We start from the raw sequence: 26,332 nt of genomic DNA, 5'->3' as shown, positions 1-26,332 counted from the left end.
CAAATTATTCTCAAATGAATGTATGCAGAACGCATAATGCAGATATCATGCCAACAGCATTCTAGAGTTCATGCTAAATAGAAAATGAATATTTAAGTGATTGTTAATTATTTGTGGCATAGCTTTTGCTTCTATTTCGATATACATGGCAACGACGCCATTCACCATTACCTGTTCTAATATTCAAGGCAACGGCGCCTAAGGTCTTCAATGATCTTAGGCGTCTTTTTTTCGAAAAACAGGTCCGTATATTGAAAAAGAGGACGACAACATGGCATATCTTGCTCCTGCGGAGTTTGCAAAAAAAGTAGTAGATGCGGGTGAATCCAAGCTTCATATGGCAACCCGTGATGTTTTGATTCGTGCCTTTATGGCAGGTGCGATTTTGGCCTTGGCAGCCGTATTTGCAATTACGATTGCAGTGCAAACTGGTGTGCCACTGATTGGCGCATTACTGTTTCCTGTCGGCTTCTGCATGTTGTATTTATTGGGCTATGACTTGCTAACCGGGGTATTTGTATTAACACCGCTGGCATGGCTGGATAAACGTCCTGGCGTAACCTGGGCACGCATTTTAAAAAACTGGGGACTGGTATTTTTAGGTAACTTTACTGGGTGTTTAGTCGTTGCAGTACTGATGGCTGCTGTTTATACCATGGGCTTTGCGACTGATCCGAATCCAGTCGGTGAAAAGATTTCTCATATTGGTGAAGACCGTACCTTAGGTTATGCGGCTTATGGTTTCTCAGGTTGGATAACTATTTTTATTCGCGGCATGCTGTGTAACTGGATGGTGTCTTTAGGGGTGATTGGTGCGATGATGTCAACTACAGTGAGTGGCAAGTTCATCGCAATGTGGATGCCAGTGATGCTGTTCTTTGCCATGGGCTTTGAACATTCAGTGGTAAACATGTTCCTGTTCCCATTTGCCATGATGATGGGTGGTGACTTCTCGATTGCAGATTATTTCCTGTGGAATGAATTACCGGTTGCTTTAGGTAATCTGGTCGGTGGTTTAGCCTTAACAGGTCTGGCACTTTATACCACACACGTACGTACTGGCGCGAAAAAAGAATTCTAATAATGAATCATTTTTAAAGGGATCAATATGATCCCTTTTTTGAGTTTTAAGTATGAAAAAAACATTAAAAGTCGCTATTGGACAATATTCTACGGCTGGTATTAAAGATCAGAATCAGGATTTTTATGGCATCTATTTGCCAGAAGGTCATGTACTGAAGCAAAAAGGTATAGCCTGTGCGATTGCCGACGGGATCGGCAGTAGCAATGTCAGTCACATTGCCGCAGAAACAGCCGTTAGCAGTTTTCTCTCTGATTATTATTCGACTTCGGATGCCTGGAGCACTCAGACTTCAGCAGCACGGGTGATTCGTGCCACTAATTCATGGTTATATGCACAAACTCAACAAAGTCAGGGACGTTTCGATAAAGATCGGGGCTATGTCTGTACCTTATCCGCACTGATTTTAAAGCAGCATCAGGCGCATATTTTTCACGTCGGTGATAGTCGTATTTATCGAATCCGAGATGGTGAAATTGAATTATTAACCCATGATCATCGCGTCTGTCTGTCTTCGACAGAACATTATCTCAGTCGTGCCTTAGGCGTGGATTATCGTATTGAAATTGATTATCAAAGCCTTGAACTAAAAGAAAAAGATGTCTTTCTACTCATGACTGATGGGGTTTATGAGTTTGTTACAGACCAACAATTATTAGATTTCACCTTAGCAGCAGATCACTTAAATCAGCTTGCCAAATTCCTGGTTGAACAGGCTTTAAAACAGGGCAGTGATGATAATTTAAGTCTTCAAGTGCTCCGTATTGAGCAGTTGCCTGAACCAGATCAGTTTTATATGCACCAGGATTATGTCTTTCCACCCCAGCTCAGCAAAGGTGAAGCATTTGAAGGCTATGCCATTGACAAAATCCTGCACCAAAATCACCGCAGTTGCCTGTATTTGGCACACGATCATGATCGGCAACCGCTAGTGATTAAAACTCTGGCAGTAGATTTACAACAAGATGAACAGGCTGTTGAACAGTTTCAACTTGAAGACTGGGTTTCAAAGCGTCTTAAGCACGAAAATCTGCTGCAATGTTATACGCATCAATCAGAGAAAAAATATTTATTCCAGAGTTATGAATATTTGCAGGGAGAAACCTTAGATCGCTGGCTGCATCAACAGAAAAAGCCTTTGCAGATGGAAGATATTCTCCCTATTTTGCAGCAAACAGCATTGGCCTTAAATGCAATGCACCGACTGGAAATGTTGCATCAAGATGTACGTCCTGAAAATATTATGGTCTTAAACGTTGATAATACACTTAAAGTCAAACTGATTGATTATGGTTCAACTGCTGTACGAGGTTTAGTCGAAATTAATCCTAAACATGTGAATCGGCCACTTGGTACCTTGGCATTTATGGCACCTGAATATTTCATTGAACATTCACCATCCGTGCAGTCTGATCAATTTTCTTTGGCGGCAATGGCTTATTATTTACTGACTAAACAGCTTCCTTATGGTACAGATTTGGCTCGTTGTAATACGCTGAAGCAGCTAAAGAAAGTTCAATATCATTCCATTCAAAAATATCGGCCAGATTTACCACTTTGGTTAGACCAGATTCTAAAAAAGGCTCTGAGTATCGAGCCAATGTATCGTTATGAGGCATTGACTGAATTGATCCATGATCTGGAACACCCATCCAAGGAATTATTAAAATCCAAAGCCCCTACCATCATTGAACGTGATCCTTTACGTTTCTGGCAAATCAGTTGTGCTGTATTAGGACTTTTACTTTTATTAAGTATTGCATGGCCATTTATTTAAGAAGGTTGGAGTGAATATAAGTAAAAAAATTAGACAGCGTTCTATGCTTTAGGCAACTTGCGTCACTAGTATATTTACGGCAATCAATCCACAACCAGAAACTACAAGAACTATATCATTACGATTTCAACCACCTTTTAAAATGGGAGAGATAAAAACAAAAAGCAAGGAAATACCATGGCGGCTCAATTTCTCCTATCAGCCTTAAGTACCGTAATCATATTGGCATTTACCGGCTGTACAGTTTCATCCAAAACACCTGTAACAGATAGTTATGGCGCTCAGCCGTCTTTACCTGAACCAAAATCAAGACTGTTTCCGGTCGTCAACATTGCCCCTGCAAAAGGTTGGTCTGAAGGTGTCATGCCGACGCCAGCACCAGGTTTAAAAGTGCAAGCATTCGCACAAGGCCTTCAACACCCGCGCTGGTTATATGTATTGCCGAATGGAGATGTACTGGTAGCTGAAACTGATGCTCCACCTAAGCCTGAAGACAGTAAAGGGATTAAAGGTAAAATCATGAAAATGGTGATGAGAAGAGCAGGATCATCCTATCCAAGCGCCAACCGTATTAGCCTGCTGCGTGACAGTAATCAAGACGGCATTGCTGACCAGAAAACGGTATTTCTGCAAAATTTAAACTCGCCGTTTGGAATGACCTTAGTGGGTAATATGCTTTATGTCGCAAATACAGATGCCTTAGTTCGATTCTCTTATCAGCCCGGTATGACCCAGATCAAAGAAAAAGGAACTAATGTATTAGACTTGCCTGCAGGCCCTTTAAATCATCACTGGACGAAAAATGTTATTGCCAATCCTGCAGGCACGAAGCTCTACATTACGGTAGGCTCCAATAGTAATGTGGCTGAAAATGGCATAGCTCAGGAAGAAGGACGCGCCCTGATCATGGAATTGGACCTTTCTACAGGTCAAGTCCGGCCGTTTGCTACAGGCCTGCGTAATCCCAATGGCATGGACTGGCAGCCTCAGAGTGGAGCCTTATGGACTGTAGTGAATGAGCGTGATGAGCTGGGCAATGATCTGGTTCCTGATTATATGACCTCAGTAAAAGATGGCGCTTTTTATGGCTGGCCTTATAGTTATTATGGCCAGCATGTGGATACCCGGGTAAAACCGCAAAAGCCTGAACTGGTCGCGAAAGCAATTAAGCCAGATTATGCATTGGGGAATCATACTGCCTCTTTGGGACTAACATTTTATAAGGCTAATTTAATATCCCAATATCGTGATGGTGCACTCATTGGCCAGCATGGTTCCTGGAATAGGAAACCTCATAGTGGTTATAAAGTTATTTTTGTGCCATTTCAAAATGGTCAGCCTTCTAGTCAGCCTCAAGAGGTTCTGACCGGATTTTTAAGCAAAAATGGAGATGCATTTGGTCGGCCTGTGGGTGTAGCTACAGATGCTCAAGGCGCAATATTAGTTGCTGATGATGTAGGGAACGTGATTTGGCGAGTATCACCGAATCAATAAATAAGTAGATGCTAATAAAATAAAAGCCTTATAGTCTCTCCCAAAACTATAAGGCTTAGCGGCTGTAGTCTCTACTTTTATCACTTACCATCCCAGTAAGTTCGCTGTCTTTCGACTTTATTATCATTGTAATGCGATTATTATCAGCTTTCCTTGCTGACTCTTTATGTGAAACATAATGTCAAAAATTGAGGAAACAGGATATAGAGTATTTGCTCCAATCGATGTAAGCTTAAACTTACAAAAAAATAATATATTTATACAAAAGTTAACATTATGTGAACTTTCCTATATTTTACAAAGGGCTTTATGACTAAAAATAATTTAATTGTAGTAGATAAATAATGTTAAAAAATCATCTTTTGCTTCAGGTTTGGCAGACAGGGTTCCATGTTATAGAAGATACTTATGAACACTTTAACTAAGGTAATTGATGGATCTGATTTCTCTGCCATATATGTGGTTGGAGATCTGCATGGTTGTTATAGCTTGCTCATGCAAGAATTAGAGAAAGTTCATTTTAATTTTGAGAAAGATCTACTGATTTGTACCGGAGATCTGGTCGATCGTGGTAATGAAAACCTGGAATGCGTTTCATTGCTAAGTCAGCCCTGGTTTTATTGTGTTCGCGGCAATCATGAGGAAATGTGTATCAAGGGCCGTGACGATGCATGGATTCAAGATATGCATGCGCAGAATGGTGGTGAGTGGTTCTATCTTTTATCAACCGAAAAACAGGATGAACTCAGTGAAATTTTTTCTGCACTTCCTTTGGCCATTGAACTAAACCTCGAGTATAAAAAGATTGGCATTTTACACGCAAATATTGCGCTTAATGACTGGAATGTATTTAAAAAGAAAATTGCAAAAGGTGAAAATAGAATTCCAGGCTTAACTTCAGCATATACCAATGCTCTTTGGGGTAGAGGGAGAATTCGCAATCATTCTTATCGCTATGGAACCGTTAAAAATATCGATGAGATCTATCTGGGTCATACGATTGTAAAAAACCATACTCAAATTGATAATTGCCACTATATCGATGTCGGTTCTGCTTATACGCAGAAGTTGTGTGTTGTTAAAATAAATGATGCAAACTAGGTGCTACAGCAAGAGCCAATTGAAAGACACATCAATAATTTTTACCTTTAAAATTAAATTGATAACTCATTTTTATAAAAGGCGATCTATATTTATTTTTGAATGAGAAACTGTATTTTGTTCTATTTAATTTTGAGTAAGTATTCATACAATTAATTCATCTATAGTGAATTTCTCTCATCTTTTACTGAATTTATATCGTTTTACTCATCTCTAGATTCACGTTTAAATGAAGTTATACAGAAATTTGGCTTTATTTAAAAATTTAGGATAGTGAATCTCCATGGATAATCAATTTACATGCTCAATCAAGCGCATCCGTTTCGATGAAAATTATCAACCAGCAGACAACACACGTTTAACCACAAACTTTGCTAATCTGGCACGTGGTGAAAGTCGACAGGAAAATCTGCGCAGAACTTTGGCCATGATTAATCATCGTCTTAATTCATTAGCAACAAGTGATAATCCCAAAGGCGACCGTTATTCCCTTGAAATTGACATTATCTCTGCGGAACTTGATGTTGAAGGCAATGGTCAAACTTTCCCATTTATCGAAATGCTGAAAAGTACCGTCATTGATCATAAAACCAATGAGCGCATTGAAGGCATGATTGGCAATAGCTTTTCATCTTATGTACGTGATTATGACTTTAGCGTTGTATTGCCATCCATCAGCGATAAAACTGATGCAAAGCTTGACGACTTTGGTGATTTGCACGGCAAACTTTATCAGCATTTAATTCATTCAGATGTGTTTAAAGCCGAGTTTAAGAAACAGCCGGTGATTTGCCTGAGTGTATCTACCACGAAAACCTATTACCGTACTGCACATGTGCATCCTGTACTCGGTGTGGAATATAAAAATGATGATTATTCACGTACAGATGCATACTTCAAGAAGATGGGCTTAAGCGTTCGCTATTTCAATCCTGAACATGGCAATGCGCCGTTGGCATTCTATTTTGCCGGTGACTTATTGCGTGATTACACGGACTTCGAACTTATCAGTGCGATCAGTACTATGGAAAGTTTCCAGAAGATTTATCGTCCTGAAATTTACAACACCAATTCGCCTGCAGGTTTGATCTATCAACCAAGCTTAAATTATCAGGATTATTCGTTGACACAAATCGTTTACGACCGTGTAGAGCGTAGTCAATTAGCGGTTAAGCAGGGCAAATGGACGGAAGAAAATTTTATTAAGCCGTATAAAGACATTCTTGAAAATTGGGCTGCAAATTTTACTGTAGACAATGCTCATCAAGAGCATGCTGCCTGAATGAAGAAATAAATTAACGAATATAGAGATAGAAGATTAGACATGAGCATTTTACTCCCAACATCTACAGCTGGCAGCTTGCCGAAACCGTCTTGGCTTGCCGAACCTGAGCAACTTTGGTCACCCTGGAAACTGGAAGGCGAGCAGCTCCTTGAAGCCAAGCGAGATGCTTTGAGCTTGTCCCTACATGAGCAACTACAGGCAGGCATTGATATCGTCAGTGATGGCGAACAAACCCGTCAGCACTTCGTGACCACCTTTATTGAACATCTGGAAGGTGTGGATTTCGAAAAGCGTGAGACGGTGCGTATTCGAAATCGCTATGATGCGAGTGTGCCATCCGTCGTGGGTGCTGTCGCTCGCAAGAAACCTGTATTTGTAGATGATGCCAAGTTCTTGCGTAGTCAAACTAAGCAGCCAATCAAATGGGCGTTGCCGGGTCCAATGACCATGATCGATACGCTTTATGATGCTCATTATAAGAGCCGTGAAAAACTGGCTTGGGAATTTGCAAAAATCCTGAATCAGGAAGCACTTGAACTCGAAGCAGCAGGTGTAGATATCATCCAGTTTGATGAGCCTGCATTTAATGTATTCTTTGATGAAGTAAATGACTGGGGCATTGCCACATTAGAACGAGCGCTTGAAGGTTTGAAATGTGAAACAGCAGTACACATCTGCTATGGTTACGGTATCAAAGCCAATACGGACTGGAAAAAGACTCTAGGTTCAGAGTGGCGCCAATACGAAGCAATTTTTCCGAAACTGCAAAAGTCTAAGATCGACATTGTTTCACTTGAATGCCAAAACTCTCATGTACCAATGGATCTGATTGAATTGATTCGTGGCAAAAAAGTCATGGTCGGCGCCATAGATGTCGCAACCAATCAAATTGAAACACCAGAACAGGTTGCAGATACTTTACGAAAGGCGCTTCAGTTCGTGGATGCTGACAAGCTGTATCCTTCAACCAACTGTGGTATGGCACCTTTATCGCGTCAAGTCGCACAAGGCAAACTGAATGCTTTAAGTGCTGGCGCAGCTATTGTTCGTCAAGAACTGACAGCCTGAGTATTCATTTGTCTTAAGAGCTGTATAAGGAATACATGTACTTTTACCGCTCTTCATCAAAGCGATAGTCAATTAGGGATTTAAGAGATGATTGAAGCGACTGACTTTAGAAATGCCATGTCCTTACTCACCACAGCAGTGAATGTCATTACAACCTCGGGTGAGACAGGAATGCATGGTTTTACGGCATCTGCAGTATGCAGCGTGACTGATACACCACCGACATTGCTGGTCTGTATGAATCAGTCATCTCGTTCACATGTGCATTTTATTGAGAACAAAATTTTGTCAGTGAACGTCTTAGGTCCACAGCACGAACAGATTTCTAATGCATTCGCATCCAGCAAATTCAGTTCTGAACGAAGATTTCAATTAGGTTCTTGGACAATACTAAAAACAGGCTCACCTGTACTAGGCGATGCATTAGTGAGTTTTGACTGTGAAATCGAGAATATCCAGCAAGTAGGGACACATAGTATCTTTATGTGTCGAGTGGTTGCGATTCAACGGAGAGAACAAGATCAGAGCCTGGTGTATTTTAATCGTACTTACCATTCGGTTGGACAGTTAGAATTTGCTTGAATGAAAATGAGAAAAATGACAATAAGATAATGTGGATTTTCTCATTTTTAAGATTTGTATCGAATTTAACAAATCAAAAGCAATCGATATTCACCCTCATTTTCAACCGGAGCCCGATGTACACAAGGTAGGGCTCTTTGGGCTGGATGATCGACTGCCAATCGCCAAAGATGTCCCTGACCTAAATTTACAGGTTTTGCATTAGGCTTAGGTTGATAATGCAGATCAAAGAAATACTCTTCCAGAAAACCTTCAAATCCGGCTTCTGGGCCATCATATAATTCTTTCAGCTTTGCCCTGATTTCTGGAATCAGAATCTTTTGTTCCACCTGATCATTAGGCAAGATATCGCTTGCAGCACCATGATAGGTACATAAGAAAGTATCTGTTTCAATCGGAGAGCGATCGACATGGAATGAATAGACATCTGTAGTAATGAAATCGAGCTCATTATCCCGTTCATAGCATTTGAGCAGATTGAGTGAAGGGGAAGCGCCGTAGTCAGTCAGTAGGTGTATATCTTCTAAGATAATCTTTCTTGCCAGATGACCGCTTTCTGACAGCTGGAGTTTCATAAGATCATCAATTGAAACTTCAGTCATATTTTCCTGTAAATGAAGCTTATTCACGATCTCGGCAAAATCACCCGCTAAATTTCTAGACCAGCAAATCGCATTCATCGCACCCTTAAAATCCGAATTAACGAGTTCTGAAAAGTTTGAGACTACACGAATTTGTTTATTGCCTGAAAATTGATTATGCATGCTTAAGTGAAATGACTTATGAACTATGCCTAATATTACCCTTAGATTCCTCAAAATAACTTTATGAGCTCATAAAAAAAGAGATTTTAAAACCTAAAATCTCTTTCCTTTCACAGTATCTTAATTTTCAGCTTGTGCTTTGGCTGCAATATTACTTTTATAGATAAAAAATAGTGCAACAGCTAATAGGGCAATTGCTGCTAGTCTGGATCCATCTAAATGAATCACCGGATTATTCAACCATCCAAAATGATCGATGAGCAGACTCATTAATAACTGGCCACTAATGACGGCGACAGTGGTGGCAGCAGCGCCCAGTCTAGGCATAGCAAATACAATCGTAAGCATATAGGCCACGCCAAAAAATGCACCTGTTAATTGCCATCTTGGTGCGGTGAATAAATTCAATGCATGGTTGGGTTCAAGAAAGAAAGCGATTAGAAAACTGACTAGAGCACCTAAGACAAATGTCAGCCAAGAACTTTCTAATACACCTACTTTAGCGCCCAAACGACCATTAATTGAAGATTGAGCACATAAAACTGCTCCGCCAAAAATAACGACTAATAACATTATATAAATCATGGAGAAGCTTCCTTATTGAATAAGCCATAATGCAGCTAAAATAGCTACCAGCGCGCCAATACGATATTTGTCTACAGCCCGTTTATGGCTACCTAACAAACCCCAGTGATCAATAATAAGACTGGTTGCAACCTGGCCAAACAGGATGCCCACCATGGTCAGGCCAACGCCAATATGAGGTGTCGCTACAGTTAAAGCCACTACATATATAGGGCCTAATATACCGCCAGTCAGTTGCCACCGTGGCTGCTTGAACATGAGAGAAAGCTTTGGACGGCTGAAGATCAACCCCAAGGTTAAGAGCAGTGATCCGATCGCGAAAATTCCCAAGGTCGCCCAGAAATGCCCAATTTCTTCCCCGAGTGGACCCAGTAAACCCGCTTCAACAGATAACCCCATACCTGCAAGAACGACTAATGGGAAAATCCACAACTGTTTCATATATGCTTTCCAAAGGAAGAAAGCAACGAATTATATTCTCTTATTTAAAAGCTACAATTCCGCAATTTTTCAAAACATAATTGCTATTATGACAATAATAAAATGATTGAATTAAATTCAGGGATAGATCAAGTATGCAACTCAATGCATTACGCTATTTTGTGATGGTGGCAACGACAGGCAGTTTTTCAGCTACGGCAAAGCATTTTCAGGTTCCATCTTCCTCAGTATCTCGTTTTATTTCCAAACTTGAACAGGAAATTGGGCAACAACTTTTTTATCGTAATACACGCTCTGTTCGGCTAACTGACATAGGAGAAAAGTACTTTGTGCAAATTAAGGAAGTGCTTGATACGCTAGATCTAGCCAATGAAGAAATTTCTGGTAAAAATGCAATCAGAGGGTTAATTCGTATCAATACAGCGGTTGCGTTGGGAAGGCTACATATATCGCGTATAGTGAATAAATTGCATGATAGCTATCCGGATCTTTCAGTCGAGCTGATCTTGACGGATACTTTTATTGATCCTGTACAAGAAGGCGTAGACATTGCGATAAGGATTGGCTCATTACAGGATTCAGCATTAATTGCACGCAAGGTCTGTGATCAACAATATGTACTGTGTGCGAGTCCTGCATATCTTGAAAAATATGGAACTCCACATTCCCCACACGAGATTCAGAATCATCAATGTCTGGTGTATAAGGGCGTTTCAGGCAGCCAACGCTGGTATTTCCGTCAACAGGAGCATGACACTCCGATTTTAATTGAGCCACAAGGGCCTTTAAGAAGTAATAATGCAGAAGTCCTGGTACATGCGGCATTGGAAGGACGGGGGATTGTATTATTTCCAACCTGGATTTTTACGGAAGACTATTTCAAAACACATAAACTGGTTCAACTTCTTCCTGACTGGATCAGTACAGTAGAGCCTTATTCTATAGGGATTCATCTGGTTTCTCCTGAAAACAGAATTCGTTCGCAAAAGGTTAGAACTGTGCTTGATTTCATTTTAAAAGAAATTGGAGATCCGCCGTACTGGGATAATATTCTTAAGTTTTAAAATTTTTATGATCCAATTATAAAAAGCTTAATTGGTTTCTTAGTTATCTTTTTTGATCAAGAAGGATTCTAAGGAAGAGCTAAGATGAAAAGCATAAAATGGAAGAACTTATATGATTTCAAATTTCTAACTTTAGATTTTATCTACACATCGCAATTGTAAAATTCTTAAATTTCCTTAAATGTATCTGCATTATTGCTATAAATCCAAAATTAAAATAAAAAAGCCTATCTCATTCGAAATAGGCTTTTTTACCTCTGAGGAATCTTCTCGCCATTTAATTCAGTAAGAATACTATGGCTTAAAGACTGATAATCATATTATGAGAATATGAATAGTTTTTCAAACATAATTTAAATTTTATTTGATTAAATTATTACGAATATCACTGGTGCTTTCAGGATGGTGGAGGAACTTATTTTCAATAATCTGTGCTTTCTCCTGAAGAATTTGTACTAATTTTTCCAGATTTACAAAATCAAATCTATTTTTTGAAGCTAATAAAGTAAGCGCTAAAGGTGGCTCTTTAAGAGAGAATTTAACTGGTACAGACAAACCTGCAACTTGAGGATCAAGTTCACCACTAGAATAATAATATCCCTGTTTTTTGATCTTTCTCATTTGTTCCAGAAAAGCGGTTTCATTCTGCACAAATCCCACTTCTGCAAATGCATCTGCATAACGTTGATAATAGTCAAGCAACGCTTGTTTCGGTAAATGTGCCATGATGACTTTTGAAGATGAACCTACATAGACCGGACGTGGACAACCGCGTCCAAATGAAAGCAGATGTGCATTTTTAAAGACTTCATCATGTAAGTCGATACAAGAATCATAATTGAGATGAGTCAATATACAAGAGAACTCAGTCCGTTCGACGATTTCCTGCATAAAGGGAATGCTGATCTGTACCAAAGGATCAGTTTTTCTTGAAATATAATCTAGAACAGCAATTTTTGAACCCAGGGTGTAGTCACCTGATGTGCCACTGATTCGCTGTAATAATTCAGCCGACACCAATTCTTTTAAATAGCGATAACTGGTGGGTTTGGAGAGGTTTAATTCTTCACTGATGATATCTACATTAATCACTGAACGTGATAATGAAAATAGATCGAGAACAGTAAGAATTTTTCCAAAACTTGCTTGCGCCATAAAAAAACCTGAAGTGCTGACTATTGAAAAAGGTTATGACTCACTTTAGCTTAAAAGAGGGTAGTAGAGGCAACTATTTACCTAAAATTCTCGAATCATGAGGATAGAGGAAGAAAAGATACAAATATTCAGCCTAACTGCCTGTGCAATGATAAAAAATCATACTTATTCTCATATAAAGATATTTTTATTGACAATAAAGCGTTTATTTGAAAAAATTACTTACACAAATATCCAATGATGAATAATTAAGCAAAGCATTATCTTTTGCTTTTTATATTTTCATCAACCAGTTTCAGTTTAATCAGCTGAATATTCTAATTTTATAGACTTTCAACAAGTAAAAATTTTGTCACTGAGTTCTTTGGGCTTGGTGGGCAGGTTATTTGCTTTAGAAAATAAAATAAGCTCTTAGAGAGAAACCATGCTGCTTATAAAATCTTTACTCGCATTTCGTCCAAATAAAATGGACTGGATTTTTGCGACTAAAACGTTTGTGGCTGGTATTTTGGCGCTCTACGTTGCGTTGAGTTTGGATCTTGCTTATCCGATTTGGGCTATTGGCACAGTTTTCGTTATTGCCAATCCTTATACGGGAATGACCGCTTCAAAAAGTATCTATCGTGTACTAGGTACTTTATTAGGCGCAATTGTGGCAGTTGCAGTTACTCCTTGGCTAATCAATACCCCGTGGTTGTTTACGCTGTTTTTATCCTGTTGGGTTGGTCTTTGCTTATATTTCTCTCTGCTTGATCGTACACCGCGCAGTTATATACTGATGCTGGCTGGATATACGACAGTCATCATCTGCTTTAATATCATTTACTTTATTGATACTGCCTCATTATTTGATATGGCGGTAGGACGCTTTCTGGAAATTACTATTGGCGTCGTTTGCAGCGCGATTGTGACGACGACCATATTTCCAATGCATATTGGCCCCGCAGTGAAAAGTCGTGTCAGTAAAACCTTAGCGGATACTCAGCAGATTTTTAATAAAATTCTATTGGAACCACGTCAAGATCAGAACTATACAAAAGCTTTAAGCAAGTTGGCTGGAGATATTGCAGATATTCATGTCATGGCTGTTCATTTAAGCTATGAAAAATCAGCTCTACAGGGAATGACCAAACCACTGCAGGAAATGCTGAACCAGATCACAATGCTGGTGAGTAATTTGGTGGCGATGTCTGAACGCATGCAACAGTTAGACTTCATTGATACAGGATATCGCCAGTCATTGGCAGATTTACATTCCAAAATTAATACATATCTAACAGATGAACATCTATTGAAAGAGTCTGAATTGAATCAGCTTCCTACTGATTTTGAAATAGATTTCCTGAAAATTTTTGAACATTCAAAAGATGGTCAAATTGTGATATTGAAAAGCTTGAAAATGGATATCCGCCATTTCATTCAGAATATCCATGCAATTAAGTTGATCTGGCAGCGAATCCAACAGGGGGATACTTCACTGCCTGAAATGATTGTTCCACTTACTACAAACTATCCAACTTTACATCGTGATCATGGCGTAGCAGTGCGGGGCGGGGTTTCTGCATGCCTCACAGTTTTTATTGCTACTGCCTTTTGGATCTTAAGCGGCTGGAAAGCTGGATTTATGCTGGCTGAAATGGCTGCGATCAGTGCATGTATCTTAACGGCGCTGGATAATCCGGTGCCTGCATTGAAGCTGTTTATTCGCAGTAGCTTATATGCTTCGATCGTGATCTTCATATATGCCTATGGAATTTTTCCAAACATTATAGAATTTTGGCAGTTAGCACTTGTACTTGCACCATTCTGCGTATATTGCCTGATGCTTTTTTTGCATCCACCCTTAGTTGGAATTGGTTTGCCTTTGTTGATGGGGACGATCATGGGGCTGAATTTTCAGAACCGTTATACCCTGGATCAAATTTCTTTCTTCGATGCAGCAATTGGTACAGTGATCGGGCCAATCATCGCTGTATTTATTATCCATATGATCCGTGCAATGTCGCCAGATATAACCGTACAGCGCATTTTGGCTATTCATAATCGAGCCATTCGTCAGGCACTGTATATTCCTTATGGGGTACGGTTCCGTATTCATTTACGTACGATGATTGACCGCATCGGGGTATTAAATACTAAAGCAGTAGAATCTGAAGATCTGAAAAATAAAATCAATCAGGCACTCATTGAATCCAGCGCCGTCGTGGATCTGGCACGGTTACAGGAACTCATACTCAAGTTACCTGAACAGCAGCCTTTGACCCAGCAACTCGAAGATCTTCAAATACAGCTGGATGAATATTTTCGTGCCAAAGAAATTGGACAAAATTATGATGCTGCCTTCACACAGTTAATTAACAACATACAGGCTCTAGAAGCAGATCTCATCATGCAGGAACATACAGATATTGTAGAACGGCTGCATATTTCACTCAACAATATTCGTAGCAGCTTATGTCATATCAAGACACCGCCAAGATATGTAGGCGCAGGAGATTAATACATGGGAGAGCTGAATATCTATGGTGTGTATGTGCCGATTTTATTAATTCAAGCTGTGATTGCCTATGTTCTGCTTAGAATCTTGATGAAATGGCTAGACAGGCTAATCGCGAATGACTGGATCATCATGCCAAATATCTTCTACTTATGCATTTACGTACTTTTGCTGGGCGCCGTCCATTGGGCAGGCTTATTACTATGAGGCCTGATATTAAAATGATTGAGGAAAACCGTATATGACATCTGTCAATTTACGCAAATATTTGCGACCTGTACTTTTGACGGTAGTGGCTGTTCTCGCCATTTTAGTGATTCGACATATCTGGAATTATTATAATTCTGAGCCATGGACGAGGGACGGGCGTGTACGTGGTGATGTTATTCAGGTGTCATCAGATATTTCAGGCCTGGTCACAGAAGTACTGGTGCAAGATAACCAGACCATCAAGAAAGGGCAGCCATTATTTAAAATTGATGTTGAACGTCAAGAACTGGATGTTGAAGAAGCTCGTGCGGATCTTGCGAAAGCAAAAGCAGGTCTAGCGCAAGCTGAGGCTGAACTGGTGAATGCTAAAGCCAATGTCGTGAAATCCCAAGCAAGTATTCATCTGGCAGACAAGAATGCGAGCCGTTATTCAAGTTTAATGGATGGTGCTATTTCAAAACAGGAACAGGATCAGATTTTTGCTGCACGAGATGAATCATATGCCGAGCATGAGCAGTCCTTAGCTGCAATCGAACAGGCCAAAGCGAATATCGAACAGCAAAAGGCATTAATACAAGTCGCTGAAAATAACCTCAATCTCGCGCAACTTAATTTACATCGTTCAGAAGTTGTTGCTCCGGCAAATGGGACATTATCAAATTTTGAATTAAAAGAAGGGAACTATGTCAAAGTTGGCCAAGCGGTTGCCGCATTACTAGATCGCAAACAACTCTATGTAGTGGGTTATTTTGAAGAAACTAAACTAGATAAAATTTACGTGGGAGCACCTGCCATCATTCAGCTGATGGGTGATTCGCAAAAACTTAAGGGCCATGTGCAAGGTATTGCCTCGGGGATTGAAGATCGCGAACGTACGGCTGGTTCAGGACTTTTAGCGAATGTGAATCCAACCTTTAGCTGGGTACGTTTAGCCCAACGTGTCCCTGTTAAGATTATTCTGGATGAGTTACCAAAGAATGAACTTGCCTTCGTTGCAGGGCGAACAGCAACAGTGCATATAGAAAAGCAAGAAAAATAAACTGACCTGTAATCCAATAACATAAGGTTCTTGACGAAAAGAGAACCTTATTATGAATCCTGATTTAAAAGATCAAACAGCTATATAAAAAAAGTAATAATAAGAAGTATGTAATTTGACCATTAAATTACCTTGTCATTACATTTTTATTGACCATTCGTTCAAATTTTTATATTTTCATATGGACCTTTTTTAAGCAGGAGGAAATTTTTATTATGAATGATGTAAGGCTTTTATATGTAAGTAAGTTCAAAGATGAGAAATACTCTACTTCTGAACTTTATAATATTTTAACAGAAGCCTTAAAATTTAATGAGTTACACAAAATCTTTGGCGCACTCTATTTCGGAAATAATTATTTTGTCCAGTGTTTGGAAGGCACTGAAGAAAGTGTAAAAGACCTTTTCTATAATCGAATAGTCAAAGATCCACGCCATAAGAACTGTGAAATTCTCTCTTATGAACTAATCGACTCATATCTTTTCTCTAGCTGGCACATGAAGTATGCCAATGTCCATAATGATCTCATTGAGTTCTTTATCAAGAATCATCATGATGGATTTAATCCTTATCTCCTGGATCCAGATACTATTCCTGCTTTTATAGAATTACTCAGACAGCACGAAGATAATTTATACAAAGCTCAGGTGATGGCGTCAGCTTAAGATGTAACATGTGATATGTTAATTTAAAGAAATTGCTATATTACATGTTATATTTATAATGGCTCTAGACTAGCAGATTTACACTTAATTTTACCTAATGAGGTTCCACAGCTCAGTTGCTAACTCATTAGGTTCCCTCATCCAACGCCATTCAGTTTCTTTAAGATGATAATCAAAGTACTCTTTTGATATGCCGTTAAACTTTGCTAGCCTTCTTTTACAAAAGCTCCAAAATGATTCTATTCCATTTATATGACATTCTCCTCTAGCAAACTCATTTGCTCCGTGATTTACCCTAAAATGCTTTGAATAACCCACATCAACAAGACCATTATAGCCACGCCATCCATCACTATAAATCACACTCTCAAGTGAAACTTTGTAAGCATCCGGCTAACACAGCCTTACCAAGCGATCCTATAAGCCTTAATTTAGTCCCCACCTAAAAACAAGTGGGGACTTAATCCATGAACATGGATATATATTCAGCAACACCTCCTGTTGCTAAAAAACGCCGAAAATACAGCAAAGAATTCAAACTCAGTATTGTCAATGCCTGCAAAAATCCTAATACCTCGATCGCTTCGGTCGCACTGCAACATAGTATTAATGCCAACCTTGTCAGTCGTTGGATCAGGATCTTCAGCCATCATGATGGTGCCGTGCAGGATCCTACTCATGTGAATCCAGCATTTATTGCTTTGCCTTACACTGCTGCAATCAGCCAACCTATTGATGAGAGGATCACGTTGTGTATCACCGTGCCTCATACGAATAATGATATTCAGCTAAAATGGCAGACATCAGAAATACCTGCCTTGGCAGAATTACTCAAGGCACTGGCAACATGATCCGTATCAATGAAATTTGGCTCTCTACCCAGCCCATGGATATGCGAGCAGGAATGGATACTGTCATGGCTCAGGTGGTGAGAGCCTTTGGCTACATCAAACCGCATTGTGCTTACCTGTTCTGTAATAAACGTGGCCATCGCATGAAAGTGTTGGTACATGATGGACTGGGCATCTGGCTGTGTGCCCGGCGGCTGGAACAGGGCAAATTTCACTGGGCTCAAGTTCACCAAGGTGAAACCGTGGCCCTCAGCCCGGAACAGTTACAGGCACTGATCCAAGGTTTGCCCTGGCAGCGCATTGGACGACAGCAGGTGGTGACGATGCTTTAAACCAGGCTGTTCCATTCTGCTATTCTCCAAACGTTCTATTTCATTCTTCTCATGACCTCAGGCATACTGCGGTCATGAATACGCTGCCTGACTTAAGCCAACTGACCCATGAACAACTGCTGGAATTTACCCGGCAGTTGGCGATGCAGCATCAGTCTCTAGCACAATCAAACCAGCAATTAGATGCCAGAGTTCAACATCTTGAAGTCACCAATCAGCAATTAGATTCTAAAGTTCAACATCTTTCTATTCTCAATCAAAAATACGAGCATGAACTGGCGCTGTTTAAAAAGCACAAATTCGCCCAAAAGAATGAACACTTAACGGCAAAACAAATCCATCTGTGGGATGAAGCGGTTGAAGAAGATATTGCCGCGGTTGATCTAGAATTGGAACGGCTAAATGCAGATAAAACCAATGCAGCGACACAGAAAGCCAAAACCAATAAACCTAAACGTCGACCACTGCCAGATCATCTACACACCATCCGTATTGAGCATGAACCTGCATCAACCCAATGTGCTTGTGGATGCCAACTCCGGCGTATCGGCGAAGATGTCAGTGAAAAACTGCATTTCAGACCGGCACAGTTCTATAAGGAACAGCATGTGCGTGGTAAATGGGTCTGTGATCAGTGTGACACCCTGACTCAGCAAGCGATGCCCGCCTATGTGATTGATAAAGGCATTGCTTCACCTGAACTGCTCAGCCATGTTTTGGTATCGAAATATGCCGATCATTTGCCGCTGTACCGTCAACGTCTGATCTATCAGCGGGCGGGAATCGAACTTTCTAGATCAACTTTATCTGACTGGATAGGTCGCTGCGGTGTAGAACTGGAACCTCTGGCCAATGCCTTAAAAGAGGTGGTGCTGCAACAGCAGGTGCTGCATGCAGATGAAACACCGGTCACCATCATGCGGATGGGGGAGAATGATAAAAAACCGAAGAAAGGTTATGTCTGGGCCTATGCCACTACACAGTACAATCCAGTTCAGGCGGTGATCTATGACTTTCAGGATAGTCGTTCAGGCCAGCATGCTGCAGAGTTCTTGAAAGGCTGGCAGGGTTATCTAGTCTGTGATGATTACAGTGGTTATAAAGCACGCTTTAAATCAGGCCAGGTCATAGAGGTGGGCTGCATGGCCCATGCACGTCGTAAATTCCATGAACTGCATGTAACTGGGAAAAGTCAGGTCGCTGAACAGGCATTAGTGCTGATTCAGAAACTGTATGCGATAGAAGCAGAGCTCAGGAAAAAGACCGATGGTACAGCGGAAGACCGCCGCGAATACCGACAACAGCATAGTCAACCAGTGATGCAACAACTATATGAATGGCTCAACCAACATCATCTGACAGTGCCATCGAGTTCTCCTACCGCCAAGGCTATCAATTACACTCTGAAGCGTTGGCCAGCTTTAAGCCGCTATCTGGATGATGGCAATCTACCTATTTGCAATAATTGGGTCGAGAATCAAATGCGACCTTGGGCGTTGGGGCGCAAGAACTGGCTGTTTGCAGGTTCGCTGCGCAGCGGCCAGCGAGCGGCGAATATCATGACTTTAATCCAGTCAGCAAAGCTGAATGGCTTGGATCCGTATGCCTATTTAAGTGATGTGCTGAAAAGGCTGCCGACACATAAAGTGACCCAGATTGAAGAGTTACTGCCACACTGCTGGAAACCTAAATCGAATTAAAAATTGGTATGGGATTCAGCGGACGCTTACGAAACTTTACCAATGATAACCTCTTGTAAAGTCTTCATTTTACAGTCAGGTACGATTTCAGTATAGACGCGCCCATTACGTTCGAATATTCCAAATACTGGCTGTTTTAGAGTCCCACGACCACGCTTTAACTTTCCATGAAACCCACGTTGCCTTTTCGCTCCAAAATAGCTTTCATCTACTTCTATTGAACCAACAAACTTAGCTCTTAAATCTGTTTGATGATCATAGATAGTTTCTCTAAAAAGCATGTACCAATAGTTAATCGTATTACGATTTAAATTGAGTAATAAGGCTGTTTTGGAAGCAGGAATATCAACACAAAAGCATTGAATAATTTTTTTAATCTTGTAGTGACTTAATTTACTGTTTTCTATCATGATTCTAGACTAACATAATCATTTTGCTAGTCTAGAGCCTTTATAATTTTAAGTTATTGAAATTTATAAAATAATTAAATTTTCAGTTTTAAAAAATAGAGATGGTTAACCGTCTCTATTTTTTAATAGATTTAAAATTCCGAGACAACTTAAATAAATTCCAGCACTTCAAGTCTCAATATTTAAAATATTTCCTGATTACATATTTCTATTCTTGAAATAAAATCGAGAGGCATAGTTAGTCTTTCAGCAGTTATTGTTTCGAAATGAACCCAGATAGCTGCGTCTCTATTCTCAAAACTAATACTTACAAGCTTAACCAAGTCATAGGGTTCAACATTGTGAGTCAAGATAATATTATAAAAGTGATCTGAGCGTACGTAAGAGATAAGCATTTGATGAATAGCTACTTGTTCATCGCTACTTAGCTCACTATATTTACTTAGTTCAGGTAAATCATGTTGTCTGTTCACTTTAGTCCTTATCGATCTTCAAGTTTTTTATAGAGGACCAGAATTTTATCAATTTAGACAGGACAGCATTTAGTTGTTTTGTATAAATAATTGAACTTTTTATGAATGATGCTGAACAACAACGCTAGCCAGATTAAAGCGCACACTATAATTAAAACTGTAACTATAAGAGCGTAGAAAACAATGTCTCAAATAAAAATTTATGCTTTAAATAAAACAATCGAACTACATAGAATAGAACTGAGTAAAGCTATTCATCAAGCTTTAGTCAAAGAGCTAAATTGCCCCGAGAAAAGATTTTTCAACGATTTATACCTTTAGAGTCTGAAAATTTTATTTACTCAAAGGATCGATCCAGATCTTAGATCATTATCGAGATTTGAATGTTTGAAGGAAGAACAAAGAGACCAAGAGAGTATTTATTTAGGCTTTATTTAAAAATATAAGTCATTTATGTGAAATTAAATCTAATGATATTCAAATAACTATATTTGAAACTCCTAAAAGAAAATTGGGGTGTTCGAGGGAAAATTGCGGATGAGCTTCATCTAGGTTACGAGGTAAATATCTTAGTAAGTTATGTATAAAGAAAACCTTAAGACTAATCTTAATATCTACGTTTAACATGACTAGGATGAAAAAGACATATTAACTAATTGGTGAGTGCTACATACAGGAATAGGCTATATGCATAATATCTTATTTAACATAATATACATTATACGAAATGAATCTGTAAGCCCAAAATAGAAATGTCCGGTTTCTCCAAAGTAAAAATGTCCGCCTTAGATTCGCACTTATTGCTGATCTTGGCGGACATACACATGTGAACATGGATCTTGAATAAATTGAGAAAGCTTAAGTCACATTTAAATTAAAACTCTTTTGTCACGCTTAATCCAGCACTCCAGTTACGACCTTCTGCTGGTTCAAAGTAACGGCCTATTGGTTTGGTCATATCATTCACAACAACTGAGCCTGAATAGTTTTTATCAAATAAGTTATCTATACGTGTAAAAGTATTAAAAGCCCAATCATTCACTGTCCAGCTATATCCTATATTTGCTGCAGTAACTGTATAGCTGGGTGCAAAGTCTGAATTCACATCATTTACATAAATCTTATCACTATAACGAACATCTATACCTGCACTTAAACCATTTTCAGGTTTCCAACCCAAGCTTAAGAAAGCCTGATTCTTAGCAATGCCGGGAATATAGTTATCTTTTGGAACTGCAGCTACAGCCCCCTCAGCGGGAATATTTGCATCAAATTTTGCATCAATATAGCTATAGCTGGCTTGTGCTGCCAGATTACGCCACAGGTCTTTACTCCAAGATAGCTCTAATCCTTTTCTTAGGGTTTTATCTGCATTACGGAAGGTTGAACGTCCATTATCACTTCCAGCAGAGACAATGTCATTTTCAGTTGTTGTATAAAAGGCTGCAGCGGTAAATTGTCCAAATGAAGTATCAGATTTCGTCCCAATTTCATAGGTTTCACTTTCTGATGCCTTTAAGTCAAATTTTCGTGTACTTCCATCTGCTGGATAAGCCATTTCGGTAAATGTTGGTGTTTCAAAACCTTGTGCATAGCTTGCATAAGTGATTAATTCAGGAAGAATTTTCCAGCTTAAAGCAACTGAAGGTAAAAGTTTCTCATAAGTAGTTTTACCTGAGTTATCTTTATTTTCACCTACAATATAATGATCTTCAGTTTTAAAATGTACATTGCTATAACGCAATCCAGTATCCAGCGTTAAATCAGGTACAAAGTTATAAGAAGCTTGTAAATAAGGGTCTGCACTCCACAAAGTATTATCTTCATCTCTACGAAGCTCACCTTTAACCCCTAAAGTGCTACCAACGAAGTTTTTATATCCTTTACGATCTTCAGTCATGCCATCAATTGCAACACCAGCAATCAGTTTGGTATTAGGAAAAATATCTTTACCTGTCCAGCGCAGGTCTGCGCCATAAAACTGACGATCAAAATCAATGACACCACCAGCTTGTTGAGGTTTATTTTGAGCAACATTTTTAATTGATTGATATTGAGTAACTTCACGCTGCCCCCAATATGCCATACCATATAGTTCTTGCTGATCACCAATTGGTTTGTTCCAAGTCAGACCGGTCTGAAACTGCTCAATTTCTTTTCGAGCATTGTAATCACGTACATTATCAACAACTTGTTTCGGATTAGCTTTCCAATCCTTTTTTTCTAAACCACCTGGATCATCTGCTGCAATTTTGACATAGTTATTGACCCAGTTAATTTTAGAGCCATCGTCCAGATCCCAAGTCAGCTTGGCATTGTTCAGTACTTTATGTGCACCACTATGATCACGGAAACCATCCGTATCAAAATAAGATGAACTGATGATATAGCTTGGTTCAGAAGCATTTTCTGAACCACCTTGTAGTACCAGGTTAGTTTGGCCTTTATTCTGACTGCCACCCGAATATCCCAAAGTGATTGAATCCGGTCCCTGCCCTTCACGGCTTTGTGTCAGGATGGTTCCGCCAGAAGAATTACCATATAACGAGGAAAATGGACCACTCAGCACTTCAATATGATCCAGACTATTCAGGTCAATATTCGAGGTTTGCCCCTGCCCATCTGGCATGGTGGCTGGAATACCATCTACATATAAACGTACTCCTCGCACACCAAAAGTCGAACGTGCACCGAAGCCCCGCATTGAAATCTGTAGATCCTGAGCGTAATTTTCGCGGTTATTGAGTTGCAAACCTGGTACACCTTTTAAGGTTTCAGACAGGTTTACATTTAAGCTATTTTGTTGTTCCTGATTCAGATAATAGGCAGATGCCGGGGTTTCCAGAATGGAACGATCTGTACGGGTTGCTTCAACCACAATGGGAGCCAGTCGCTGTACCTCTGTAACCGGTTCTTCCGCATAAATTCCTTGACTGATACAAGCAATCAGACAGGATAAAGTCGATTTCATCGGCAACCGCGTGGTATGAAGGTGCATAGCTAATATTCCTGATATCTGGCATTCACTCATGCCATGGGAGTTCAAACGTTTTAAAAGTGTCTTATTAATTTTAAAGACTCAGCATCTGCATAAGATCAAACTGAATACTTGCAGGAAAGCTGAGCTAAAGGTTCATGATTTTCTAATCAAGCTTTATTGTCATAACAGCCTGTATTTTGCATAAAAAAGCCTGACGAATCAGGCTTTTTTACTTAACTATAAAACTTCATTATTTATTGTCAGGTAGTGCATAGGCAACCAAAGAATCACCCATTTTGGTACCGAAGGAACCGTGACCACCCGCCATAATCACAACATACTGCTTACCATTGGCTTCATAAGTCATTGGCGTCGCTTGACCACCTGCAGGTAGACGACCTTTCCACAGCTCATCACCATTAGTCACGTTGATCGCACGGATGTAATTGTCTTGAGTTGCACCGACAAACATCACATTACCTGCAGTCGAGATTGGACCACCTAACATTGGTACACCCATTTTAAATGGAGGCAATGGAATGCCCGGCATACTGTCACGAATCGTACCGATACGACGTTTCCAAGCGATTTCATGATTGGTCAGATCAACACCAGCCACATAACCCCATGCAGGTTGCTTACATGGTAAGCCGAATGGAGACAGGAAGGCACTGATTTCAACACCATAAGGCACGCCATACATTGGCTGTACCCCCGCTTCAGTACCTGCACCTTTGGCAGTCTGCTTACGGTTCGGATCTTGCGGAATCAGACGAGATACAAATGGCAAACCAATTGGATTGGTCAATGCAATTTGACGATCTGGGTTGACTGACATACCGCCCCATTCGAATACACCGAGGTTACCTGGGAACACCAACGTACCATTTTCAGATGGAGGTGTATAAATACCGTCATAGTTTAATTTCTTGAACGATACACGACACATCAACTGGTCAAACATAGTGGCACCCCACATGTCCTTATCCGTCAATTTATCTTGAGGAGCCAGATTAAAGTCAGAGAACGGTTGAGTTTTTGAATACCACTCGCCTTTAGTTTGCGGACCGCGTTTTACTGACTGAGGTACTGGTTTTTCAGTAATCGGAACGATCGCTTCACCTGTACGACGGTCTAACACAAAGGCATTACCGGTTTTGGTCAGCACATAGATCGCTGGAACCATTTTCCCGTTTTTGTCTTTGATATCAGTCAATGTCGGTTGAGCGGGTACATCCATATCCCACAAGTCGTGGTGAGTAGTCTGGAAGTTCCAAATCAACTTACCGGTAGACGCATTCAGTGCCAGCATAGAGTTTGCATAACGCTCGTCTAGCTCAGTACGGTGACCACCGTAGATATCCGGTGTGCCTACACCTGTTGGTACATAGACGATATCCAACTGTGCATCATAAGCCAATGGTGCCCATGCGTTTGGTGAGTTATTTACGAATTTTTGACCAGGAGCTGGAATCGCGTTTGGATCTTCTGCGCCAGTATCAAATACCCATAATAATTCACCGGTATTTACGTCATAACCACGGATTACACCTGAAGGTTCTTCAGTTGAGTAGTTATCCGTCGTTGAACCCGCGATAATGATGGTTGTACCTGTGATCACTGGAGGTGAAGTCGGGTTATAACCGCCTGGATATGGAAATGGCATGTCTTTTTGCAGATCAACTTCACCATTGTTACCAAAGTCAGAACATACTTTACCAGTAGTCGCATTCACTGCGACCAGACGTCCATCATTGACTGGTAAGATCACTTTCTGAGGACATTCAGCAGAAGTTGTTGAACGTGCAGCCAGGCTGCTTTCAAAACCTGCAGTATTATTCGCATCATAATAAGATACGCCACGACAAGTTAAATGCTGGAAGGTATTGTCCGCTTTCAGTTTAGGATCGAAGCGCCATTTTTCCTTACCAGTCGCAGGATCAAGTGCAATCAGATATTGGTGAGTTGAACACATGAACAGGTTGTTCCCCACTTTAATTGGAGTCACCTGATTGGTGGTTTCACCAGAGTCTTTATCTGTTTTAGTATCGCCAGTACGGAATTCCCAAGCCAGTTCAAGATCTTTTACGTTTTCAGAATTGATCTGTTTCAATGGAGAATAACGTAGGCCGGATTGAGTACGACCATAGGCTGGCCAGTCTTCGTCAGCAATACCTGGAATAGACTGATGCACTGCAGGTTGCTGTGATTTTAATTCGCCACGGATTTCTTGCGGGTCATTAAATACAGAGTAAATCATGACAGCAATCGTAATTGCCAAGGAGCCAGTCAGCGCCATTTTTGCCGCTTTGCTGTCGCCAAAACCGCGAGTTACTGCAGGAATCAGCAGGGCCAGACCAAACAGGCCTAAAATATCTAGACGTGGTGCCAGTGCAAAGAAGTCTGAACCCACTTCCCAAAGACCCCATACCACTGTACCAAGGACCAATACTGCATAAACAATAAGGGCTGTGCTTTTACGTTTTTGTAATAACACGGCTGTCGCCAGGAAGAACAGACCGGCAATGATGTAGTACCAAGACCCACCAAGTGTTGCCAGATATATTCCTCCAAATAGCAGAACCAAACCGAAAATGGCAGCAATAGCTGCCAGAATCGTTTTCAGTACTGAACCTGAAGACGAAGTATTCATATTGAACACCTTTTTTTTGATTTCTTGAACGTCTAAGCACTTAAGCGGCATAGACACCATATTGTTAAGTTCTTAGTTATAAATACATGAATACTTGGAGTATCAGTTCATCAATGCCCCAAAGT

The 26,332-nt window shown here is 40.1% G+C and carries 22 protein-coding genes and 3 pseudogenes; 16 read left to right on the top strand and 9 right to left on the bottom strand.

The features are described 5' to 3' along the window. The first annotated feature begins 271 nt into the window (after positions 1 to 271). From O4M77_RS07200 to O4M77_RS07170, 7 genes are all read left to right on the top strand, one after another. Entirely contained in the window at positions 272 to 1,081 is an 810-nt protein-coding gene (locus tag O4M77_RS07200; RefSeq protein ID WP_125278664.1) for a formate/nitrite transporter family protein, read from the top strand. A 52-nt stretch (positions 1,082 to 1,133) separates the two neighbouring features. Continuing rightward, on the top strand, positions 1,134 to 2,858 hold the full coding sequence (locus tag O4M77_RS07195) for a bifunctional protein-serine/threonine kinase/phosphatase (RefSeq protein ID WP_323714073.1): 1,725 nt from the start codon (positions 1,134 to 1,136) through the stop codon (positions 2,856 to 2,858). A 177-nt stretch (positions 2,859 to 3,035) separates the two neighbouring features. Continuing rightward, entirely contained in the window at positions 3,036 to 4,352 is a 1,317-nt protein-coding gene (locus tag O4M77_RS07190; protein ID WP_323714072.1) for a sorbosone dehydrogenase family protein, read from the top strand. 408 nt (positions 4,353 to 4,760) lie between these two features. After that, positions 4,761 to 5,453 (top strand): metallophosphoesterase, encoded by a 693-nt coding sequence (locus O4M77_RS07185; RefSeq protein ID WP_323714071.1) that lies wholly within the window; start codon positions 4,761 to 4,763, stop codon positions 5,451 to 5,453. Between the two features lie 283 nt (positions 5,454 to 5,736). Next, on the top strand, positions 5,737 to 6,735 hold the full coding sequence (locus tag O4M77_RS07180) for a putative oxygenase MesX (RefSeq protein WP_323714070.1): 999 nt from the start codon (positions 5,737 to 5,739) through the stop codon (positions 6,733 to 6,735). Between the two features lie 42 nt (positions 6,736 to 6,777). Continuing rightward, complete coding sequence (locus O4M77_RS07175; RefSeq protein WP_180001986.1) at positions 6,778 to 7,806, top strand: methionine synthase; 1,029 nt, start codon at positions 6,778 to 6,780, stop codon at positions 7,804 to 7,806. A gap of 87 nt (positions 7,807 to 7,893) precedes the next feature. Then, positions 7,894 to 8,388 carry a flavin reductase gene (locus O4M77_RS07170; RefSeq protein ID WP_323714069.1) on the top strand — a complete coding sequence of 165 codons (495 nt, stop codon included), beginning with the start codon at positions 7,894 to 7,896 and terminating at the stop codon, positions 8,386 to 8,388. Between the two features lie 65 nt (positions 8,389 to 8,453). On the opposite strand, the gene O4M77_RS07165 is transcribed toward O4M77_RS07170, so the two are convergent. The 3 genes from O4M77_RS07165 to O4M77_RS07155 all read right to left on the bottom strand — a co-directional run bounded on the left by O4M77_RS07165 (position 8,454) and on the right by O4M77_RS07155 (position 10,178). Next, entirely contained in the window at positions 8,454 to 9,152 is a 699-nt protein-coding gene (locus tag O4M77_RS07165) for a DUF1826 domain-containing protein (protein ID WP_323714068.1), read from the bottom strand. 120 nt (positions 9,153 to 9,272) lie between these two features. Beyond that, on the bottom strand, positions 9,273 to 9,737 hold the full coding sequence (locus O4M77_RS07160) for a DMT family transporter (protein ID WP_034170895.1): 465 nt from the start codon (positions 9,735 to 9,737) through the stop codon (positions 9,273 to 9,275). Positions 9,738 to 9,749: 12 nt separating this feature from the next. Continuing rightward, positions 9,750 to 10,178, bottom strand: coding sequence for a DMT family transporter (locus O4M77_RS07155; RefSeq protein WP_034170896.1), 429 nt, complete (start codon positions 10,176 to 10,178; stop codon positions 9,750 to 9,752). 134 nt (positions 10,179 to 10,312) lie between these two features. On the opposite strand from O4M77_RS07155, the gene O4M77_RS07150 reads away from it, so the two are divergent. Then, a complete protein-coding gene (locus O4M77_RS07150; protein WP_323714067.1) occupies positions 10,313 to 11,242 on the top strand; it encodes a LysR family transcriptional regulator in 930 nt (309 codons plus the stop codon). Between the two features lie 360 nt (positions 11,243 to 11,602). On the opposite strand, the gene O4M77_RS07145 is transcribed toward O4M77_RS07150, so the two are convergent. Continuing rightward, complete coding sequence (locus tag O4M77_RS07145) at positions 11,603 to 12,397, bottom strand: IclR family transcriptional regulator (protein WP_034170898.1); 795 nt, start codon at positions 12,395 to 12,397, stop codon at positions 11,603 to 11,605. Positions 12,398 to 12,821: 424 nt separating this feature from the next. Between O4M77_RS07145 and O4M77_RS07140 the strand changes: the two genes are divergently transcribed. From O4M77_RS07140 to O4M77_RS07125, 4 genes are all read left to right on the top strand, one after another. Further along, positions 12,822 to 14,897: an FUSC family protein gene (locus O4M77_RS07140; RefSeq protein WP_323714066.1), complete on the top strand. Its 2,076-nt coding sequence runs from the start codon at positions 12,822 to 12,824 to the stop codon at positions 14,895 to 14,897. 3 nt (positions 14,898 to 14,900) lie between these two features. Then, positions 14,901 to 15,101, top strand: a complete 201-nt coding sequence (locus O4M77_RS07135) for a DUF1656 domain-containing protein (protein WP_166137203.1) — start codon at positions 14,901 to 14,903, stop codon at positions 15,099 to 15,101. A gap of 34 nt (positions 15,102 to 15,135) precedes the next feature. Then, the gene (locus O4M77_RS07130; RefSeq protein WP_323714065.1) at positions 15,136 to 16,143 is read left to right on the top strand and encodes an HlyD family secretion protein; all 1,008 of its coding nucleotides are present in this window, start codon (positions 15,136 to 15,138) and stop codon (positions 16,141 to 16,143) included. A gap of 215 nt (positions 16,144 to 16,358) precedes the next feature. Further along, positions 16,359 to 16,808 carry a BLUF domain-containing protein gene (locus O4M77_RS07125; RefSeq protein ID WP_323714064.1) on the top strand — a complete coding sequence of 150 codons (450 nt, stop codon included), beginning with the start codon at positions 16,359 to 16,361 and terminating at the stop codon, positions 16,806 to 16,808. A 90-nt stretch (positions 16,809 to 16,898) separates the two neighbouring features. On the opposite strand, the pseudogene O4M77_RS07120 reads toward O4M77_RS07125, so the two are convergent. Next, positions 16,899 to 17,189, bottom strand: a pseudogene (locus tag O4M77_RS07120) (IS1595-like element ISAcra1 family transposase); the annotation flags it as partial. Positions 17,190 to 17,275: 86 nt separating this feature from the next. Here O4M77_RS07120 and O4M77_RS07115 point away from each other — a divergent pair. The 3 genes from O4M77_RS07115 to tnpC all read left to right on the top strand — a co-directional run bounded on the left by O4M77_RS07115 (position 17,276) and on the right by tnpC (position 19,691). Further along, positions 17,276 to 17,659: a transposase gene (locus tag O4M77_RS07115; protein ID WP_019383553.1), complete on the top strand. Its 384-nt coding sequence runs from the start codon at positions 17,276 to 17,278 to the stop codon at positions 17,657 to 17,659. Beyond that, positions 17,656 to 17,991: an IS66 family insertion sequence element accessory protein TnpB gene (gene tnpB / locus O4M77_RS07110; protein ID WP_035270816.1), complete on the top strand. Its 336-nt coding sequence runs from the start codon at positions 17,656 to 17,658 to the stop codon at positions 17,989 to 17,991. Before O4M77_RS07115 ends, tnpB begins: the two co-directional genes overlap by 4 nt. A gap of 74 nt (positions 17,992 to 18,065) precedes the next feature. Then, the gene (tnpC, locus tag O4M77_RS07105; protein ID WP_046890010.1) at positions 18,066 to 19,691 is read left to right on the top strand and encodes an IS66 family transposase; all 1,626 of its coding nucleotides are present in this window, start codon (positions 18,066 to 18,068) and stop codon (positions 19,689 to 19,691) included. A 29-nt stretch (positions 19,692 to 19,720) separates the two neighbouring features. On the opposite strand, the pseudogene O4M77_RS07100 reads toward tnpC, so the two are convergent. Both O4M77_RS07100 and O4M77_RS07095 read right to left on the bottom strand, forming a co-directional pair. After that, positions 19,721 to 20,101, bottom strand: a pseudogene (locus O4M77_RS07100) (IS1595-like element ISAcra1 family transposase); the annotation flags it as partial. A 182-nt stretch (positions 20,102 to 20,283) separates the two neighbouring features. Further along, on the bottom strand, positions 20,284 to 20,574 hold the full coding sequence (locus O4M77_RS07095; protein ID WP_004785797.1) for a hypothetical protein: 291 nt from the start codon (positions 20,572 to 20,574) through the stop codon (positions 20,284 to 20,286). Between the two features lie 183 nt (positions 20,575 to 20,757). On the opposite strand from O4M77_RS07095, the pseudogene O4M77_RS07090 reads away from it, so the two are divergent. Next, positions 20,758 to 21,161, top strand: a pseudogene (locus tag O4M77_RS07090) (tautomerase family protein). 287 nt (positions 21,162 to 21,448) lie between these two features. Here O4M77_RS07090 and O4M77_RS07085 read toward each other — a convergent pair. Together O4M77_RS07085 and O4M77_RS07080 are read right to left on the bottom strand one after the other, a co-directional pair. After that, entirely contained in the window at positions 21,449 to 23,572 is a 2,124-nt protein-coding gene (locus O4M77_RS07085) for a TonB-dependent receptor (protein ID WP_323714063.1), read from the bottom strand. Between the two features lie 232 nt (positions 23,573 to 23,804). Next, complete coding sequence (locus O4M77_RS07080) at positions 23,805 to 26,207, bottom strand: glucose/quinate/shikimate family membrane-bound PQQ-dependent dehydrogenase (protein ID WP_323714062.1); 2,403 nt, start codon at positions 26,205 to 26,207, stop codon at positions 23,805 to 23,807. Between the last annotated feature and the right edge of the window lie 125 nt (positions 26,208 to 26,332).

The organism is Acinetobacter sp. YWS30-1 (genome assembly GCF_033558715.1).
In the GTDB taxonomy this organism is placed as follows: Bacteria; Pseudomonadota; Gammaproteobacteria; order Pseudomonadales; family Moraxellaceae; genus Acinetobacter.
Note: the sequence above shows the minus strand (reverse complement) of the source record. Positions and strands in the feature narration are given on the sequence as shown.

Coding starts and splice junctions, on each gene's coding strand:
- O4M77_RS07085 (WP_323714063.1), bottom strand. CDS start 23,572: ATGCACCTTCATACCACGCGGTTGCCGATGAAATCGACTTTATCCTGT.
- O4M77_RS07155 (WP_034170896.1), bottom strand. CDS start 10,178: ATGAAACAGTTGTGGATTTTCCCATTAGTCGTTCTTGCAGGTATGGGG.
- tnpB (WP_035270816.1), top strand. CDS start 17,656: ATGATCCGTATCAATGAAATTTGGCTCTCTACCCAGCCCATGGATATG.
- O4M77_RS07195 (WP_323714073.1), top strand. CDS start 1,134: ATGAAAAAAACATTAAAAGTCGCTATTGGACAATATTCTACGGCTGGT.
- O4M77_RS07135 (WP_166137203.1), top strand. CDS start 14,901: ATGGGAGAGCTGAATATCTATGGTGTGTATGTGCCGATTTTATTAATT.
- O4M77_RS07185 (WP_323714071.1), top strand. CDS start 4,761: ATGAACACTTTAACTAAGGTAATTGATGGATCTGATTTCTCTGCCATA.
- O4M77_RS07115 (WP_019383553.1), top strand. CDS start 17,276: ATGAACATGGATATATATTCAGCAACACCTCCTGTTGCTAAAAAACGC.
- O4M77_RS07160 (WP_034170895.1), bottom strand. CDS start 9,737: ATGATTTATATAATGTTATTAGTCGTTATTTTTGGCGGAGCAGTTTTA.
- O4M77_RS07170 (WP_323714069.1), top strand. CDS start 7,894: ATGATTGAAGCGACTGACTTTAGAAATGCCATGTCCTTACTCACCACA.
- O4M77_RS07080 (WP_323714062.1), bottom strand. CDS start 26,207: ATGAATACTTCGTCTTCAGGTTCAGTACTGAAAACGATTCTGGCAGCT.
- O4M77_RS07190 (WP_323714072.1), top strand. CDS start 3,036: ATGGCGGCTCAATTTCTCCTATCAGCCTTAAGTACCGTAATCATATTG.
- O4M77_RS07150 (WP_323714067.1), top strand. CDS start 10,313: ATGCAACTCAATGCATTACGCTATTTTGTGATGGTGGCAACGACAGGC.
- O4M77_RS07125 (WP_323714064.1), top strand. CDS start 16,359: ATGAATGATGTAAGGCTTTTATATGTAAGTAAGTTCAAAGATGAGAAA.
- O4M77_RS07165 (WP_323714068.1), bottom strand. CDS start 9,152: ATGCATAATCAATTTTCAGGCAATAAACAAATTCGTGTAGTCTCAAAC.
- O4M77_RS07200 (WP_125278664.1), top strand. CDS start 272: ATGGCATATCTTGCTCCTGCGGAGTTTGCAAAAAAAGTAGTAGATGCG.
- O4M77_RS07180 (WP_323714070.1), top strand. CDS start 5,737: ATGGATAATCAATTTACATGCTCAATCAAGCGCATCCGTTTCGATGAA.
- tnpC (WP_046890010.1), top strand. CDS start 18,066: ATGAATACGCTGCCTGACTTAAGCCAACTGACCCATGAACAACTGCTG.
- O4M77_RS07175 (WP_180001986.1), top strand. CDS start 6,778: ATGAGCATTTTACTCCCAACATCTACAGCTGGCAGCTTGCCGAAACCG.
- O4M77_RS07130 (WP_323714065.1), top strand. CDS start 15,136: ATGACATCTGTCAATTTACGCAAATATTTGCGACCTGTACTTTTGACG.
- O4M77_RS07140 (WP_323714066.1), top strand. CDS start 12,822: ATGCTGCTTATAAAATCTTTACTCGCATTTCGTCCAAATAAAATGGAC.
- O4M77_RS07145 (WP_034170898.1), bottom strand. CDS start 12,397: ATGGCGCAAGCAAGTTTTGGAAAAATTCTTACTGTTCTCGATCTATTT.